19 protein-coding genes are annotated in these 16,985 nt (G+C 47.1%); all 19 read right to left on the minus strand.

Going from position 1 to position 16,985, the window contains the following annotated elements:
* Positions 1–11 precede the first annotated feature (11 nt).
* Entirely contained in the window at positions 12–866 is an 855-nt protein-coding gene (locus HMPREF0494_RS02315) for a hypothetical protein (protein ID WP_007123312.1), read from the minus strand.
* Positions 853–3,177 (minus strand): phage tail protein, encoded by a 2,325-nt coding sequence (locus HMPREF0494_RS10745; protein WP_050759637.1) that lies wholly within the window; start codon positions 3,175–3,177, stop codon positions 853–855. The genes HMPREF0494_RS02315 and HMPREF0494_RS10745 overlap by 14 nt, the downstream gene beginning before the upstream one ends.
* Before the next feature lie 21 nt (positions 3,178–3,198).
* Positions 3,199–4,041, minus strand: coding sequence for a phage tail domain-containing protein (locus tag HMPREF0494_RS02325; protein ID WP_007123314.1), 843 nt, complete (start codon positions 4,039–4,041; stop codon positions 3,199–3,201).
* 3 nt (positions 4,042–4,044) lie between these two features.
* On the minus strand, positions 4,045–8,571 hold the full coding sequence (locus tag HMPREF0494_RS02330) for a phage tail tape measure protein (protein ID WP_007123315.1): 4,527 nt from the start codon (positions 8,569–8,571) through the stop codon (positions 4,045–4,047).
* An 18-nt stretch (positions 8,572–8,589) separates the two neighbouring features.
* The gene (locus tag HMPREF0494_RS11380) at positions 8,590–8,760 is read right to left on the minus strand and encodes a hypothetical protein (protein WP_007123316.1); all 171 of its coding nucleotides are present in this window, start codon (positions 8,758–8,760) and stop codon (positions 8,590–8,592) included.
* Between the two features lie 8 nt (positions 8,761–8,768).
* Entirely contained in the window at positions 8,769–9,122 is a 354-nt protein-coding gene (gene gpG, locus HMPREF0494_RS02335) for a phage tail assembly chaperone G (protein WP_007123317.1), read from the minus strand.
* 49 nt (positions 9,123–9,171) lie between these two features.
* Positions 9,172–9,810: a major tail protein gene (locus HMPREF0494_RS02340; protein ID WP_007123318.1), complete on the minus strand. Its 639-nt coding sequence runs from the start codon at positions 9,808–9,810 to the stop codon at positions 9,172–9,174.
* Positions 9,807–10,223 carry a hypothetical protein gene (locus tag HMPREF0494_RS02345; RefSeq protein ID WP_007123319.1) on the minus strand — a complete coding sequence of 139 codons (417 nt, stop codon included), beginning with the start codon at positions 10,221–10,223 and terminating at the stop codon, positions 9,807–9,809. Before HMPREF0494_RS02345 ends, HMPREF0494_RS02340 begins: the two co-directional genes overlap by 4 nt.
* Entirely contained in the window at positions 10,220–10,591 is a 372-nt protein-coding gene (locus tag HMPREF0494_RS02350; protein WP_040458675.1) for an HK97-gp10 family putative phage morphogenesis protein, read from the minus strand. Before HMPREF0494_RS02350 ends, HMPREF0494_RS02345 begins: the two co-directional genes overlap by 4 nt.
* Positions 10,524–10,928, minus strand: a complete 405-nt coding sequence (locus tag HMPREF0494_RS10900; RefSeq protein ID WP_007123321.1) for a phage head completion protein — start codon at positions 10,926–10,928, stop codon at positions 10,524–10,526. Before HMPREF0494_RS10900 ends, HMPREF0494_RS02350 begins: the two co-directional genes overlap by 68 nt.
* Positions 10,918–11,235 carry a head-tail connector protein gene (locus tag HMPREF0494_RS02355; protein ID WP_007123322.1) on the minus strand — a complete coding sequence of 106 codons (318 nt, stop codon included), beginning with the start codon at positions 11,233–11,235 and terminating at the stop codon, positions 10,918–10,920. Before HMPREF0494_RS02355 ends, HMPREF0494_RS10900 begins: the two co-directional genes overlap by 11 nt.
* Complete coding sequence (locus HMPREF0494_RS11835; RefSeq protein ID WP_207727774.1) at positions 11,235–11,330, minus strand: hypothetical protein; 96 nt, start codon at positions 11,328–11,330, stop codon at positions 11,235–11,237. The genes HMPREF0494_RS02355 and HMPREF0494_RS11835 overlap by 1 nt, the downstream gene beginning before the upstream one ends.
* Positions 11,331–11,380: 50 nt before the next feature.
* Positions 11,381–12,535 carry a phage major capsid protein gene (locus tag HMPREF0494_RS02360; RefSeq protein ID WP_007123324.1) on the minus strand — a complete coding sequence of 385 codons (1,155 nt, stop codon included), beginning with the start codon at positions 12,533–12,535 and terminating at the stop codon, positions 11,381–11,383.
* Positions 12,536–13,189 (minus strand): HK97 family phage prohead protease, encoded by a 654-nt coding sequence (locus tag HMPREF0494_RS02365; protein ID WP_040458676.1) that lies wholly within the window; start codon positions 13,187–13,189, stop codon positions 12,536–12,538.
* On the minus strand, positions 13,128–14,390 hold the full coding sequence (locus HMPREF0494_RS02370) for a phage portal protein (RefSeq protein ID WP_007123326.1): 1,263 nt from the start codon (positions 14,388–14,390) through the stop codon (positions 13,128–13,130). Before HMPREF0494_RS02370 ends, HMPREF0494_RS02365 begins: the two co-directional genes overlap by 62 nt.
* Positions 14,391–14,396: 6 nt before the next feature.
* Entirely contained in the window at positions 14,397–14,552 is a 156-nt protein-coding gene (locus tag HMPREF0494_RS11790; protein ID WP_081445933.1) for a DUF1056 family protein, read from the minus strand.
* A 1-nt stretch (position 14,553) separates the two neighbouring features.
* Positions 14,554–14,715, minus strand: coding sequence for a hypothetical protein (locus HMPREF0494_RS11220; RefSeq protein WP_155802460.1), 162 nt, complete (start codon positions 14,713–14,715; stop codon positions 14,554–14,556).
* Between the two features lie 88 nt (positions 14,716–14,803).
* Complete coding sequence (locus tag HMPREF0494_RS02375) at positions 14,804–16,513, minus strand: terminase large subunit (protein WP_007123328.1); 1,710 nt, start codon at positions 16,511–16,513, stop codon at positions 14,804–14,806.
* The gene (locus HMPREF0494_RS02380; RefSeq protein ID WP_040458677.1) at positions 16,510–16,977 is read right to left on the minus strand and encodes a P27 family phage terminase small subunit; all 468 of its coding nucleotides are present in this window, start codon (positions 16,975–16,977) and stop codon (positions 16,510–16,512) included. Before HMPREF0494_RS02380 ends, HMPREF0494_RS02375 begins: the two co-directional genes overlap by 4 nt.
* Between the last annotated feature and the right edge of the window lie 8 nt (positions 16,978–16,985).

The raw sequence follows: 16,985 nt of genomic DNA on the forward strand, positions 1-16,985 counted from the left end.
ACCTTTCAAAGTTAATCCCATTCAGTAATACCGTGCCAAGGGTACCAGACATTTCCAGTACCAGTACGCTCAAAAGTATATGGATAGTCGCTGTCGATGACTTCAAAGCGTTGTCGGACACAGTGGGAACCGTAACTGTCAATTGCCACCGAGGTGAGCAGGCCAATTGTGCTATAAGTCAAATTCTTGCCTAAGGTCGTCTGGTTAACTTCAAGAACACCTGCTGCTTTTAGCTCACGAGAAAAGCCTTCCTGATATTCGGAAGGCTTTTTCGCTACAAATTCTTTTGAAGCGTCAAGAGTGGTAGTTGCACTTTTGGCAACAGCCAGTGCCTGTGCGGCGTCCTGCTTAGCTTGAGTGACATCAACTCTGACTTTATCCAGTTCAGGAGAGTGGACCAGGTCCGTTGGCAAGTCTTTCCGGTCTACCTTCTCAGACAGTGCCTTACTGTTGGCGTCCGCTGTTGACTGCGCCTTTTCAGCAGTGCTTATCGCACTCTCCACGGTTGTCTTGACAGCATCGACAGTGGCCGCTTTTGCTAAGCCGCTTGTATCGGGCAGTTCGTCCCTCTTGGCAAACTGGTTAAAGTCCGGTAGGTCTTTCTCCAGAACCAGGTCCGGCTTGTCACTAATTTTTGACCAGGTCAACTCGTTTCCACTGGCATCAATGGCCGATTGAACCTTACTCTCAATGAGGTTCCAAATCTTATCGCCATCTTCTGGATGCAAGACCAAGCCGTCCGGGCCGACAATCAGTTTGATGGTTTTCCCGTTGTCACTCGAGCAAATCAACCCGAAGAACCCATCTTTATCTAAGCCGAATCGGACAATCTGCTTATAGGTGGTAGGAATGTCAGTTTCCGCCATCTTTACCACCCTCTCTGGTTAACTTTTTCAGCGCATCCATCCCCTCTTGAGTAAGATTTGGTGGAGTTGCACTAGCCTGGTTATCCTTATCCTTGGTATTGACGATTTGGGTTAACGTCTGCGACTGCCGATCTAAGCTGCTGGCAACCCCTCGTAGCCGTTGCTTCTGGTCGTTCAAAGCCTGTTGAATGATGGCTGTCCGCTTATTCTGGTAGTCCAAAATCGTCTGCTTAGCATCATTCAAAGTGATTTGGGTACCTTCACTAGCACCAGGTTCGGGATACGTGTCATAGCCGACCGTACGCCAACTACCGGCATACTTCTTCTGACGAGCCTGGACGCGAAGAATTTCACCCTTTTTAGGCTGAAAAGAATTGTCTTTAAGCGTCACTTCAATCGTCAAACTTGGATTTGGCTTCAAAGTCGTTTGAGCATACTTTCGCATCGCCTCGGCATCGTGGAACCGTTCATCAACCAGGTCAGGGCCTGGATGAACGCCCCATTCCTTGATTGACTCATCATCTTGCAAGATAAACGGCTGGAAGTAGTATTCCTCCGCTGATACGGATCCACCGCCGCTACCATCTCCGCCGCCAGCGATTCCGGCTTTGATTGTGGCAATCGGGTCCAACCAGGTACCGTCATCGTTATATCCATGGTAGTAAGCTAATGGGATTGCTTTCTTACTAATCCCGACGTGCGTGTGGGTACCAGTAACTCGTGCGATTGGCGTACCGGTTTGAACTTGCTGGCCCTCGTGGACATAGATGCTGCCAGCACTAAATCCTTCCTGATAGACAATATTGTAACCGTCCGACGACTGTATCCAGATATACCACCAGCCAAGGTCAGCCCCAATCTTGTGAACTGTTCCTGGGTGAATTGCTAAAACATTGCCGGTATAATGAGCGCCATCGAAGTCGAAACCATCGTGGAAGTCTCCACCACCACGGCCATATCCAGTGTGGCCATACTGCTGACCATTAAGGTAAACGTTAGGTTGCCCATCACGGGGAATATTAGCAAAGGGCCAACCCCAGCTGCCGCCCCCTGAGTTAGTGTGGCCACCCCAGGATTTGATGAGTTGCACACACCAATTCATCGGGCGACCATACCTCCCTGGGTTTTCATTTGCCAGCTCCATTACGGCCGCCGCAGTCCCTTGTAAGTACAAACGACCAATGGTGCCCTTATGGAATTCCTGGTTCCACTGAGCGGCCATCTGCGGGCTGGTGTAAGCACCATACCCGGAAGCAGGATTGAAACTGTCACTATTAGCAAACTGCTTAATCCAATTACATACGTTAATGGCATCCTGATATGGGTCTGGATTTCGGTATGCAAAGTGGTTCAGCCAACTATTCGACATTGGGTCCTGTTCGGTAATATCGTACGCAAAGAACCACTCTGGACTGATACCCTGCGCCTTTACTGTATCGTAAAGGCGGTTAACATCGACGCCCCAGGCATGAACACGGTGGTCCTGAGAGGCAAAGCTCTGTAGCATCGCCTGCTTATTAACTCCAAAGTCAGCGTTGATTGGCGACTTAGCAAAGCCCTCAACATTGTCCAGATTTCCACCGGCTCCGGAGCCAGTGCCCATTGCGACATCAACGTTATGCTTCCCACCAACACAACGAATTTGATTAATAATTGTCGAACTATCACGGGTCGTCTTCATGGACTTTAAGTTGTTCGGGAAGTCTAATACCCGTCCCTCATCTTTAAAGAACTGGTCATCAGAATAGATCCGGATGTTCTTGTTGTCCGGAAAAACAACAGCATTCGGCCAAGACTTACAGATTTTCTCCAGCATTTCCTTGCCGCTGCCGCTTTCGATCCCGTCACAAGGTGCATCAGGGAAATTTCCATGAAGCTCGTAGGTAAATCCCAGATCCTTATTGCCAAGATATAGCTTCAAAATATCTTCCAGCTTGTAATTCTTAGTTTGCTGTTCCTGTTGGGCCTGCTGTTGATTATTGCCGCTGTCGTTATTTGAAGTAACAGTCAGCTCTTTACTCAAATCTGAGCGGACATAGATCCGACTGATCTCGTTATAAACGTGCCAGGCCGTTATCTCCTTAGTGCTGGTGTCGTAATTCTCAACGCAGTTCTTGACGATGTACTCTTGACCACCAAGGAAAATTGAACTCTCAACGTCCAGCTGGTCATACAACTCGGAGCCAACGTCAAAGGCCGTGAAGTTGATTTGCCAGGTGCTATTATTCGCCCACTGCTCGTGCATTGTCGGCCAGACGATAATCTTGCGAATTGGTTCTTTGGTTGTCTCCTTATGTGGAGTCATTAACATTAATCCCAATTTCATCGCCTCCTAGCCTAGATACATGTATGGGAAACTAAAAGTAACATCTAAATCATTAGCCCCGGTGACTGTAAACTTGTTCCAGCCCGGGGCTAACGTAATATATCCATAATCGGTGCTAATGCTGTCCAACGCCTGGTTCTTATAGGTATTGATGCCATCAAGAATGACGGTATCATTACCGCCAAGATTTTTGTTGTACGTCCAGGACGTTTTGGTAGTCTCATTTTTCAAAGTGAACTTACCGCCGTTATGCTTCATCGTGATTTTTAGCTCATGATTTTGCATTTCGGGGTCCACAGCAATATCACTGGCATTAAAGACTTCAAACGAGGTTGAACCAGCAAAATGATACTGACGCTCTTTGCTTTCCAGGTTGATATTCAAACTCAAGAAGTCCTGGTCGGTCATCTTGTCAGTATTAATCCGACTGTACCGAAGCCCCCGTGGGTTCTCAAACGGAATCTCAAACTGGCAGTAATTACCCTCGGCCGGGTCAGACGTCATCTCAAATGCCGTTGGCCGGCAGTACCGGACAACATCAGGCTCAACGCCAGTCCGCAATCGAAAAATTCCCTTTTGGGCAAAGACACGATAGACTTCATGTTTTGCTAGCTTAAAGTCGTTCCGGTCAATAAAGGTCACCACAAACTTTGCTGTAACGGTGGTCATCCCATAGCGAGAGTAGTTCCAAAACTGGCCGTCCTGGATACTTTCGTCACGGTAGTTATTGAGTAGGCTTGGCGCCTCGGTCAACCCAAGGAAAGTAAGATTCTTAGTAATATCAGTGCTGGCAATCTCATCTTGATCGTCAATTTTAATGTAAAGAACATTAGCTGCGATTACTCTCACCTCCTACAATCTTTGAGCGTCGTAGTAAACCTGATCCATCCCCATCTTGGAGTACAGGTCATTCTTGTCGAATGCACTAGCCTTGATGGCAGACAACTGAGCCGCGTTAAGGCCGAGCATGGTGCCCAGACGGTCAGTCATTTTACCAAGGCGTTCTAGGACCTCACCCATGTACTTATTATCTGAGGTGCTGGCACTTTGACTGTCGTTGGTGCCCTTAGCACTAACTTGAACTGGCTGAATATTGTTCAGCACGGAAACAGCGTCTGAATTACCGTTTGCATATTGTGGTAAATGAGGGAACTGTTTTAAGGTATCTGAAGCTTTAACAATACGAGTTCCTCTTGGAGCGTTTAGAAGAACATTTCGGCCGTATGGAATAAATGGAATTTCCCCAGGGAACTGAACCATTTCACGAAATATCGGTCCCTTTTGGTCGTTAACCATTACCGGACCACCTTCAAAGTAATTTGCACCATTGGCCTTATTCTTATGCTTGGTAATAACCTCTGTTATGAACTTATGAATAATTGGATGTGCTTTGTTCCAAGCGTCAATCGCAGATATTGCAATTTGGGCATTTTTGCTTGCCTGGTCATTAGCCCGAATATTTTTAGTATTCGCGCCTGTTCTATTCCAACCAAAAATTGAATTAGTTGCATTTCCAAATGGTCCACTCGCATTATCGACACCACTAGCAACCTTAGGAGCGCCCGTGCTTGACCCGGCGAAGACATTAACACCACCGGTAGCATTGTGTAGTGGACCACTCGCATTATCAATTGCCAGTGCATTCTTCGGTGCACCCGGATTTGCCTTGATCCAAGCCTGCATTGCATCGTTGGCAGCCTTCAAATTACCACTGGCTCTGTCCTGGGCAATGATTTGCTTAGCCGCACTGGCAGGCAGCCCCCTCCATAGGCCGTAATCAGTAATCAGTTGTTGTAAATCCGGTCCACCTTTAGCGCTAACAATGGCTTGTTGCTGCTTAGGTGACAATGAATTCCAGCGGCCCATCTGGTCAATGCCTTGAATTACCTGTTCAGTTCCTTGAGTACGAACCAAAGCGAGCTGCTGTTTAAGGCTCAGTGAGTTCCAGACGCCACCCTTTACCAGGGCATCAACCAGTTGGTCCTTACCCTTGGCATTGATAATGGCCTCCTGTTGCTTCAAGGTCATGCCGTTCCACTGACCCGACTTTTGAAGGCTATCCACCAGCGGCAATGTCGCCTTATCGGCCACAATCGCCTGCTTTTCCTGCAACGTCAGATTGTTCCAGCCAACAGACTCCATCAGGAGGTCAGCCATTTCTTGCTTGCCCTTGGCATTTACGATGGCTTCCTTCTGTTCCAGGGTTAAGTTATTCCACTGGCCCGAGTCTTCCAGAGCTTTAACAATTGTCTGGTGGAATTTATCGTGCAACCAAGCCTGTTTATCAGGCCAACTCATGCTGTCCCATTGGCCGTTAGCAATTAAAGCAGCCGCTACCATGTGCTGGGCATTAGTGCTTAACTTCCCTTCTTTTTTCAGAAGTTTAATCTGATTCCAGCCCTTGGAGGAATTAACTGCCTTGTTGACTTCTTCTTGGGCATTGGTGCGTACTTTCCCAGTTTTGGGATCAAAAACCAGGTTGTTCCACATATTAGCGGCCTTTTTAACTTTGCCACTCATCTTAGTGGTATTAACAGCTAGGCTCTTCTGGTCTTGCATGGCCGCTTTTGTTTGACGGCGAATCTCCGCAGTACCTGCTTTGTAGCTAAGTCCCATGCTTTTAAGGTCTTTCTTTATCAAACTGGTACTTTCACCGTTTGCCCTAGCTAATCGAATATATTCAGCAGCAGCTTTATTGGAGTAATCGCTAAGCGCTCGTTGATTTGATTTCAAGCCAGCCCGATATTCAGCTCTTGAAAGTTCATTGTTCTTATAACGCTTCTTCAAAAGTGAAGCTTGACGCTTATACTGCTGCTCCATTTCAGCAGTTTCGCTAGTTATGTCCCCCATTCTTGTAGACCGTTGCTGTTGCGACATATGCTTTATATCGTTGTTGAGAACCGCCATCGCTTTAGCACGTCTACTCCCGGAAAGCTGTAATGTTTTCATTTCATCATTAAGCATTTCCGCCTGGTAATTACGCAGCATTGTTCTTTGCGTTTGGTCTAACTCGGAAACTTTCCGATTACGCCCCGATAAGATCTTTTGGACATTCTGGTTCGCAACATCAGCATCATGAACATAGCCATTAAATGAGGACTTTTCTTTTTCAGCCTCAGCATCAATTGCCTTCGAGACCTCTGGTGACAAGCCTTTTTCAGCTTTCTTTACATTTTTAAAATGTTCTCTGGCGCTTCGCTCAATCTGTGTGAATTCCCTGTCAAAATCATCCGCCATTTTTTTAGTAGAAGTGTGTGCGGCAACATCCATATCAGACAATGCTGTTTGAATACCTTGAGATGTCGACTGCATTTTACTCAGGGCATGGTCAGCTGCAACGCCGACGTCTGATCCCCACCGATTTGTACGTTCATCAGAAGCAGCGGCTTTCTTCCCCCAAAGCTCCCAAGCTGCAACACCAGCAATAATAACTGCCGTTGCAGCTGCAATGGGGATAGCTGCCGCACCGAAGGAAGTCCCGGCAACTGCAGCTGATTCACCAGCAGTCGTTAATGCACGTCCCGCTGAGTCAACAATAGTTTTAGAAGAACTAATTGTTCCGTTGGCAGTGTCAACAGTCCCTTTAAGGGTCGTCATTGCGCCACTGGCGGTAGTAGCTGCTTTACCAAACTTGGCAGTTTCAAAGGCATTCTTGGAGAATGCTGACTTCAAAACTGTCAGTCCACCGGCCCCCATGCTAATAGCAGCGCGGGCCCGGGACATACCTCCGGCAAAACTACCTAGCTTCAATGCAAGTCCACCAACGCCACTTGACAGCTTTCCAATCAGGAGAAGCAGGGGTCCGGCTCCGGCAACGAACAGCGTCGTATAGGTAATGGCCTTTTTCATTGGTTCTGGGAGCTGACCGAAACCTTGGGCCAGTTTGGAAAGATCTTGAACCAACGGTGTAATTATTGGTAAAACATTTTTAGCAGCGTCCATCCCTGCATTGGTCAACGATTCCTTGAAGATGGCTAACTGCGCTTTCGGGGTATTCAGGTTCCGCTTGGCTAAATCACCAATATAGTCCCGCTTACCGGCATTATTAACTTCATTAGTCAGTTCACGTAACCGCTTGGCGTTTTCTGTCAAGATGGCCCCAGCTTGTTGTCCGGTAGTACCAAATAATGAATGGAAGATGTCGTTCTTTTCGTGCCCGGTTAAACCCTTCATGTGCTTATTCAGGGTAGCAAAAATAGTCGACATTGACTTGAGCTTCCCGTTCTTGCCGATGAAGTCCTTGGTTGACAGGTTAATTTTTGCCAGGGCTTCAGCTCCACCCTTAGTTGGCGTAATTAACGATTGAATGACTTTCCGTAAGCCAGTCCCGGCCTTATCAGCTTCCAGACCGTTGTTGGAAAGGATCCCCATTGCTGACGCAGTTTCGCCCAGTCCAAATCCAGCCTGGTGCGCAGTAGCCCCAACATAGGACATCCCCACACCAAGTGAATTGAAGTCAGTAGATGTAGCGTCAGCCGCATACGCTAGCTTGTTCAAGGTGTCCTTGGACCGTTCCTGCATTAAGCGGGCACTCTTCAAAGGCTGACCGGCCTTGTTAGTCGATAGGCCAAACGATTCCATTGTCTGGGAGGCAACCTTAATAACATCATTGAAGTCGTCCCCGGTAGCAATGGAAGCCTTCAACTCGTTACGCATGACCCCCACAGCGGCCTTGGACGTATAACCACGCTTAACCAGATCTTGATACCCGTTGGCAATCTTGATTTGGCTAACCCCGTACATATCGGAGTATTTCCGGGAATCACGGAGCATCTGGTTATATGACCGTTGCGTTTCTGCAGCAGACTCACCAGACGTTCGAATGACGTTCTTGGTTCGGTTCATAGCATCCTGGAAGTCAACCAGCTTACTTGCTGAATAAGCTAATCCCGCAGCAATAGGTGCGGTTAAATATGTTGACATTCCACGACCTACGCCCTGAACTCTTGAGCCAACAGCAGTGGCCACATTACCAAAGTGGTTAGCTCTAGCCGCTAATTGCCCCCAGCGGCTCGACTGCGCTACAATCTCTCGGCTAAGGGCCTGCATTCGGGTCCGTAAGATTTCCACTTGGGCTGATGTCTTGTTGAACTGGTTAGCTGCGTTAAGACGAGAACGCTCACTTCGCGTAGTATCGTCCATCAAAGCCTTAGACCGTTGTAACTGGGCATTATAGTTATTCATCTGCGACTGCATTGTCGCATAAACTGCCCGCATATTATTAAGACTATTTGCGGATCCTTTCAGTGCAATTTCTTGGGCCCGCAAAGCATTGGCGGTTGATTTAATTTCAGCCTTCAAAACATTGTTTGAGGCTTTGAATGGATTAATATTCAGACTGACCGTCGCCGCCAGATGCCCCAATGAACTTCCTGCCATTTAGTTACCTCCTTTCCGCTAGAATAAGAATGGGAATGCCTTATCGATGGTGGTCTTTCGTTCTTCAAAGACGGTACTCATCATCTGCAGGTCGGTCAACGTCATCTTGCTGACTTCATTCCACTTATAGCCATTTTTAAGATGGTCCTTGATAAAATCGGTCAAATTGTTGATGGCGTCATCAATCATTTCGACCGTTATTTTTTTGGGTCCTTATCTGGTTCATCTTCCTCATCAGATGCTGATAAGTCCATTCCCAGTGTCGTAGCAACAGCTTTCTCAATCTGGGCCAGTCCTTCAACCGAAGAGACACCGGACAAGACATCCTTCTGAGTCAGTCCGTGTCCCCAAAACTTGGCCGCAAACTTCGCAAGAGCATCAATCCGGGCCTTATTTTCCTTGGCGGTCGGTTGATGATCTGCCTTTGAGAACATCTCAATCTCAAGCCGCTGGACTTCGAGTGCATCAAGCAGGTTTTCCAGCATCGGTACTTGATCCCGGGTATAGGTGGCCGTTTTATCCTTAGTCTTCACATTTAGTTCTAATGGCATGTTGTTTCCTCCAATCGTCTCACTATGCTCGTCTCTGTATTCTTAGCTACTAACCGTTATCTACTACCTTTTCAGGCTGGCCATTATTGGTATTCGTCGGGTCCGTTACCGGTGCATCTTCACCAAAGACCATCTTGTGGAACTTAGCGAAATCGAAGCCATCATTATCTTCCCGACCGATAACCAGGATAGTTCCGGTGTCAGCGTCACCTCGTGGGACAAAGCTACCTTCAATTTCATCCGCGTCTGGATCTGGAGTACCGTCCTGAGTCTTGGTTGAAATCCCCGGGATTGAGAACATCCCCTTGAGTAGGCCAAACCAACAGTGCTTCCCATTCGAGAGCTTAGTCCGGAACAGCGTGGCCACATAATTTGGCGTGATGTTTTTGGTATAAACTTCTGCCCCGTCAACGATATTGATCCCGTAGAAGTCCTTCTTCATCTGGCTATCAACGTCAAAAATATTGATGGTTTCCTTAGCCTCAGTAATACCACCAGACAAGATAAGATACGGGCCATCATCGGCTGCTAAAGTTTTCTGTTCATTAGTCAGAGTAATCTTAACTTCCTTTAACCCAGTAACTTTCCGGGTCTCCTTGATCTTCTCGTTAGCGTCCAGAACCCCATATTCAAAATTTGAGGCCCCAAACTTAGCAACTTTTGCATTCGGTGTTGCTGCCATTGTCATTCTCCTTTCATTTCAAACCCTTCAAAATTGGCGGTTACCATTAGGCAACCATCCAGGTCCGGATCCGCATACCGGTCCTTGTAGTACCGGTTGAACCCGTGGCTATAAAGGGTATCAGTTATTCTTTGCTGTAATTCCTCCAGATGAGCCATCTTTTCTTTACGAATCCAAAAATCAACCTGTACCCGTGGGTACTCAAAAAGGCGAGCGTCATCACTGTAAATTGCGTCATCTCCTGGAATAGGAGTTACGCGAATCCATGGTGCTGAACTCGCCTTGATAAAAGCATCATCGGGTGTCCCGGTAAAGACCGGAGCGTAGCTTAACTTATCGATTCTCAGACTAGCCATCTGCTGCATCAATTTTTCATCGTTGGCCAAGTAATTAGCCACTTCAACTTCTGGCAAACTCATACTTGCAGATCCTCCACAAATTTTGCGAGAACCGCTGTTTTAGACTCTTCCTGGGACTTTTCAATGAAGTGCTGCGGCCGCTGTTTGGAGGTTCCCGAGTTTGGGAAGTGGGCAATGTATCCCTTCTCCTTATCATAGCCGACGTCAACTTCAAACTCCCCGCCAGTGGTCTTGAGGTTACCTCTCTTAGTGTGCTCCCGTAGAGGCGTTTTACCAGAATGGTCCTCGTGAGAGACCGGCGTATTGGCCTTCAGTCGTTCTTCAAAGACTTTGGCCCCATCACGGGTGGCCTTACGGGCCTTAGCCTCTTCGGTTTTCTCCAAGCGTTCCAGGTTTGCCATCAGCCCCGCTTCCCCGGTCACTGCCATTATCAACCACCTCCTGAGCTGAAATCTTCGACAAGTCCCGTAATTTATAGTCAGGATCCATGCCAGTAATTTCATAGTTCTTGCCGCGCCACTCAATCAGCCAGTTTGGCTGAACGGGCTTGGGTAGCTTAAAGGCTACTAGAAACGTTGGTGACTCCTTCCGGAAACCGACCTCAGAACTATTCTGCACGAATTCCCGGATTGGTAGCTTAGGTACTTCCGCCCAACAGGAAAACTCCTTCACTGGAGCACTATCCAGCGGCTGCCTTGTCACCGGGTCAACACCAGTTTGGACCGAATAGAACGTTATTCTCTCAGTCATGTTTCTAAGCTTCATCTGCAGTCACCTCGCTTCGCAATTGGTTAATAATACCGTTGATTCCGGATCCAATCTCCGGACGGTAACTATCAGCGGTCAAGCCCCGCTCATAGTAGTCTTCCTTAACCTGCTTCATGACCGCAATCTTAAAGCGTGGTTCGCCAGCATAGTCATCGGGGGTCTTGGACTTATCAATCGCCTTAGCAATCATCGTGGCCGCTGCATTGGTCATTTCGATAATGATTTCATCATCAAAATCCTGGTCAACCTTGCAATAATTCTTGAGGTTATTGAGGAATACTTCCCCGCCAAAAACATCGGCCATTAAGCATCACCAACTAACTTTAACAGGTCATCCTTTAGAGCAGTGGTTGGGTAACTAATCCCCTTCTTATCTAGGTAGCTCTTAATTTCATCCACCGTATTAGCGGATGTTGGTTTTACGTCCGCTCCGGAATTGTCGGACGGCATTATTTTGACGGAGTTTCCACAGGAACAGTTACAAAGTAACCGGCATTTGCATCCGCTTGTTTTGCGTCCATACGGAGAACAGCCTGCAAGTATTGACCATAAACTTCATTGTCTACCCACCGGACTTGAAGGTCTTTCCGATTAGCTAAAACAACTGCCCGGTATGGATCACCGACAAATGCGTGTGCCTCTCCATGCGCACCTAGAAGGTCATCTTCAACCACTGCTACGTTAATTCCAGAAACTGCCTTACCTGATGGACTAGTAATACTGTCTTGCAGTAAGTAGCGACCATTCTTGTCTTTAAGAGTATCAAGCCAATTGAAGAAGCTCTGGCTTGCAATAATCATCTTGTTATATGCAACGTCCAGGTCGACATTCCAAATTTTCTTCAAATCATCAATTGCTTTGGAGGCATCAACAGTCTTTGCAGTAAAGGTTTTTAAAATTTCCGAAATTGCTGCATTCTTTGTGTTGAGCGATTGTTCATTGGCATTCCTACCGACTAAACCTGTTAAGTCAACGGCAGAATCATCAATTGATTCCTGTGAGATTGGAATGGCCCCACGATAAGTCCGAATTTTCCAAGCTACTTGAATAAATTCTGGCTTGGCCAAGGCAGGATTCTTTGCCAGCTCTTCTACTGTGTTCATCTTGGCAGTAGCCTTTTTAAGAATTGGGTAGGATCCAGAAGCTGTAGTGGCGTTAAAAACCTGTACAAATTGGCTAAGGTCGGTAACCGTTTTAACTTCGGATTCAGGATTATATTGAATTGACTCAGGAATAGTCACAGCCGCGTCAGATGAAGTAATCCCAGAAGCATCATCACGCGTTTCCTGGTGGAGGTAAGCATTAAATGCTCGCTTCTCTTCTTCAGCGCCAGGTTCTGTACCACGTCCTTCCCCCTTGTGACCGCCATCCGGTGCGGGTGTTCCCTTTTCAGCGGCACGATATAGCTTAATATCTTCTTCAAGGCTCCGAACTTCGTCTTCCGCCTTGGCGATGTCTGAGCGTAAGGACTTAGCCTTCTTCAAGTCATCTTCAGTAGCGTCTTCGTTTGACAATAAGTTACGCATTTCCTGGGTCTTCTCATTGATAACTGCCCGCTTGCCGTCCTTCTTAGCAAGTAATTCTTTCAGTTTTTCCTTAAACATTTAATTTCCTCCTTTGAGAGAATCTAATAGTGCTTGACGATCCAACTCACGCAACATTTTCTGCCGCTCCAGTTGAATCGCCGCTTTATCATCTTTCGACTGCATCCGCTTAACAATATCCATTGAACGTTGGCCGACCGTGGCCACTGTGTCTGGATAAGCCGGCGTCGTTACAATCGACACATCATAAAGATGGTCAATCTGCCGAATGGTCCGTTCATAGTCAACGCCTTCTCGGGTAGATTCAACCCAATCCTGGGCTTCATCCGTATCGGCAACTGTGAATGCAAAGCTACACTGGTTAATTACACCTGCCCGGATATTGGTAATTAGATCCTTAGCAAATGACGTGTTGGTCGGGGTTACACTGAACCGCAGGCCAACATCATCTGGGGTCAGCGTGAGATTAACACCCGACCGCCCTAGTACCTGATTTTGATCATGGTTAATCGTGGTCACCACGTTTGACATGTCGCAGTCACGTAGAGCGTCCGGAGCAATCTGTTCAATGAAACGAACAAAGCCGCCCAGAACTTGGGACGGCTTATTATACTTCAGCGCATAGCCTTCAATCAGCGGCTCATCGTTCTCATCACTTGCTGTCCGGATCTGAACCGGCATCGTCAGTTGACGAGTTTCCAAATCGCTTGTCATCGTGATTCTCACCTCCTTTCTTTGCAGCTTGTTCTTGGTAGTCCTCTTTCTTATCCAGGAAGATCGTGTTCAATGTTGACTGGAACCGGTCCATATCTGGATTGTCCGACTCAACCATACCGGCCAGGACCCGGCCCTCATTAGGGGTAATCACATTATTGGTAATCCCCTTTTGCACGTCGTCCATTGACATTCCCGTTTCCTTCCGAGTATCGAATTCAACGTGATAATTGTGCCGCTGGCGGTCGGTTAACATTGTCATCTCAATGTTGCTAGCAATCGGCTTAAAGTAATACGGCAAGTCGGACCGGATAAAGTCCTCGTTTAACTGCTTAATGGATTGGTTAGGGCTGTTGACGGCCAGTTTATATGCTGGAATGTGCAATGCCTTAGCAATTTGGGAAGTTGAGTAGTTGTTGCTATTAATCAGTTGGAGGACATTGGTATCAACTTCAATTGGTGAATACTCAAAGGTGTCATCCGTGACAATTGGGCTACCGGCATTGCTATTACTTTGTGCAAACTCGAAGGCCTTCCGGGTCTCCCGTCGTGCCTGCGGCGACAGCTTACCTTTGGCTTTGAGGATCCCGCCTTTCAGTCCTGACTTGAAAAACCGCCGGAGGGTTTTAATTCCATCATCTTGCAGGCCAATTTCATCCCCCAGGGAGAGCAGTGGAGACCGCCCGTGAACCCCGTCGTAGGTAAAGAACATGAAGTGGATAACATCCTCAGCGGGACAAATAATCGTCCTGGTCTGGCCTTTAACATTAATAGGCGTGAACTCATACTTAATGTTATTAAGGTCCGAATCGTCAATATAGGTCTGCGAAGTCGGAAAGTACCGCAATTCCAATGGAGCTTTTGTCTTAGGATCTCGAATAATCCGGGTAAATCCATCCCCGGTCAAGATTGCGTTAACCGTCATAATGAATCGCCAATGATAGGCTGACAGCATATCGTTGGGGTGCTTATTTAGTAAATAGTTAACCGCCTTGATATTCTTAACCCGGTTCTTGTTGTCGTCTAGAACTACCAGGGGAAAACGAGCAACGTTACTGGCCACATGTGATATGGCAGTCAGCACGTCAGAGTTCTTCAATGCTCCGATTCCAAGATATGTTCCCAAATTGGAATAGCCTGGGATAATTCCCTGGTCAATGTAGTCCTGAGCCCAGTCACGTTGCTCTGTGTGGAATAGCATTTAATCTCACCCCCTTTCCTCCGAGATGAAGGCCAAAACAAATAGTTCAATTGATATGACCAGTAGTCCTATTCTCAGGGAAAATAAAAAGCCCGTAGCTGCTAGGCAGATACAAGCTAGTAAAAACAGAATTACAGGTTCATTGACTTTCCAAAATTTCATATTACTTACCCTTGTTATTAGACTTGATGATTTTAACTAACAGCTCCAAATCTTCAAGCGTAATATCGTAAATTGCTAGGCTTGGGATAATCTTCCTCAGCCTGTCAATTTGGCCTTGCAATACGGTGGTGTCAATTTTTACAGTGGCTTTTTTCTCGGCCATGCTTATCCCTCCTAACTCGGACCATACATTGTCTACTTTAATCGGGGCACCTTCTGGGAAAAGTGGCCCTGCAAATTGATTGCGTGACTTAGAACCCAAAGCCATTACCAAACACATCCTCATCCGTAATGTAATCATCAATATCTTCACGAAAACAAATTGCGTAAGCGTCGAGCAAGGCGTCCGCCGCATCAATCTTGTTTGAATATTTGTTCTTGTCAATCCGGACCCCATTATTGTCTGACTTGAGGATTGCATTGGCCATAGCCCCAGCCAGGATTTCGTTATTAGGGTGCCGCACCCGCCGTTCCAGAATGTCGTCCCGGAACTGCTTGGTTGGCATCGATAATGTTAGTGTCCCCTGACGGACTGAAATTTGCTGCCATTCTGGATGGCCCTTTTCAATCTGTGTCAGTAATGGGCCATATTGCGCCGGGTCATAACAGATTGCCTGAACATCCAGGTCATGTTCTTCTACGAAGTTGTTCAACCACTCGTAGACCCGGTCAACATCGATTACCCCCGATTCCAGTTTGGTAATTTCACATTGCCCCATATCCTGCAAACGGACATAGTCCAGGCGGTCCGCCTTAATCTTGGATTCCAAACCGTACTTGGTACCAACAAAGGCGTAGGAATCGGCATACCAGTAGCCATCCTGTGGAATTAGCCAACTGATTGCGTACAAGTCAGAGGACTTCCCTACATCGACGCCAAACCATACTCTTTGGCCGTCAATGTCAATCGGGTCCACTTCTGCATGTTTCCAAGCGTCAATGTCCATATAGCTATCCTCCCCGGCTTGCCGCCACATGTTATAGTTCTTAACCAGAACAGAATTCTTCGTTCCCTTCTCCTTGGCTTCTTTCCAGCGTTTCTTCAGATAACCATTAACTTGGTCCTGTAACGCCGGAACACTCAGGATTGGGTTAGACTTAATCCACATTTCCGGATTATCAACTTCGGCCACGTTATCCTGTTCCGCAATGTAAGCGAAGTAGCTGTCGTCGGTAATATCGCCGGTCAGCACCTTGGTAGCATACGGATATTCAATCGTGTGCATTGGAACATTCAGGTCAAACCCGGCCGTGGAAATAATCATAATTAATGAATTGTCCAGGAGGGCCTGCCCGGATTCAAGCAGCTCCATCATTTCAGTGGTTCGACTAGCAGCATACTCGTCCAGGATCCCGACATGGGGCTCAAACCCATCGACCGTCCCGGTTTCCTTTGAAAGGGCCCGGACGTAGGAGTAATCATCAAGGTTACTAATAAGATCCCGATTGACCTTAGTCCCCCGCTTTGTATCACCATCACGTGACCGCAAGGCGTTCAGCCGCTTCTTAATCATAGTGAAGACGATGTTTGCCTGCTTCTTATCGTTGGCAGTACAGAAAATCTGCCGAGAGTAAGCTGGTGAGTTCCCCATCAGAAACTCATAAAGGGCAATGCCGGAAATGAGAATCGATTTTCCGTTCTTCCGGGCCATGGATAACATCCCCTTCCGGAATCGCCGCTTGGTATTATCATCTTTCCGCCACCAGCCATACATATTGGCAATAATAAATCGCTGAAAGTCAGCAAGCGGATAGGCCCGCATCGTCTTTGGATCCGGGAGAATTTCCATAAACTTAATAACTCGGTTGGCCCGTTCATTGTCGTAGTAATAAGGAAAATCATCGTTTTGGGATTTTTCAAGGTCGTTTAAGTACCTTTTGGCCGCTAAAATTACCTTTTTTCCAGCAATTCGGTCTCCATTGATAACTTTTTCAGCGTAATCTTGGGCAAAATTAATCATGAGATACCAAACTTCTCACGCAAAGACTTATGTTCTTCCTCTTTATCGGCCTTTGGCATATTCATCTGCAGTCGCGAGTTGACAGTCAAGCCGAGGTCGGAAGCCAATCCTTTAATGTTCCGGGTGCACTTGTCGAAGATTGAGGTGTAGTAATTCACGCTGTCGGGATCTCCGGCAATATCCTTGACCTCTCTGAATTCCTTGGAAGCCCGATTATAGATACTGTACCAGGTACAATAAAGTTCTAGCTCGCTGCGGTCCAGATTCCGGAGTGGCAACTTACCCAGCGAACTAATAATTCGTCGATATTCTGCCTTGGCTACCTTGTCTAAGTGCGCCGGCGGGGTCTTTTGCAACTCAGGAAGTCCATCTGCAGCTAAAAACTCGGCCTTATACTTGGCCTCCTGTTCAACAACCCGCAGATGGCCGGTTGACTGCGATAATAATTTTTGCTTTCTTGCCAAATTTGCCA

Source organism: Limosilactobacillus antri DSM 16041, assembly GCF_000160835.1.
GTDB lineage: Bacteria > Bacillota > Bacilli > Lactobacillales > Lactobacillaceae > Limosilactobacillus > Limosilactobacillus antri.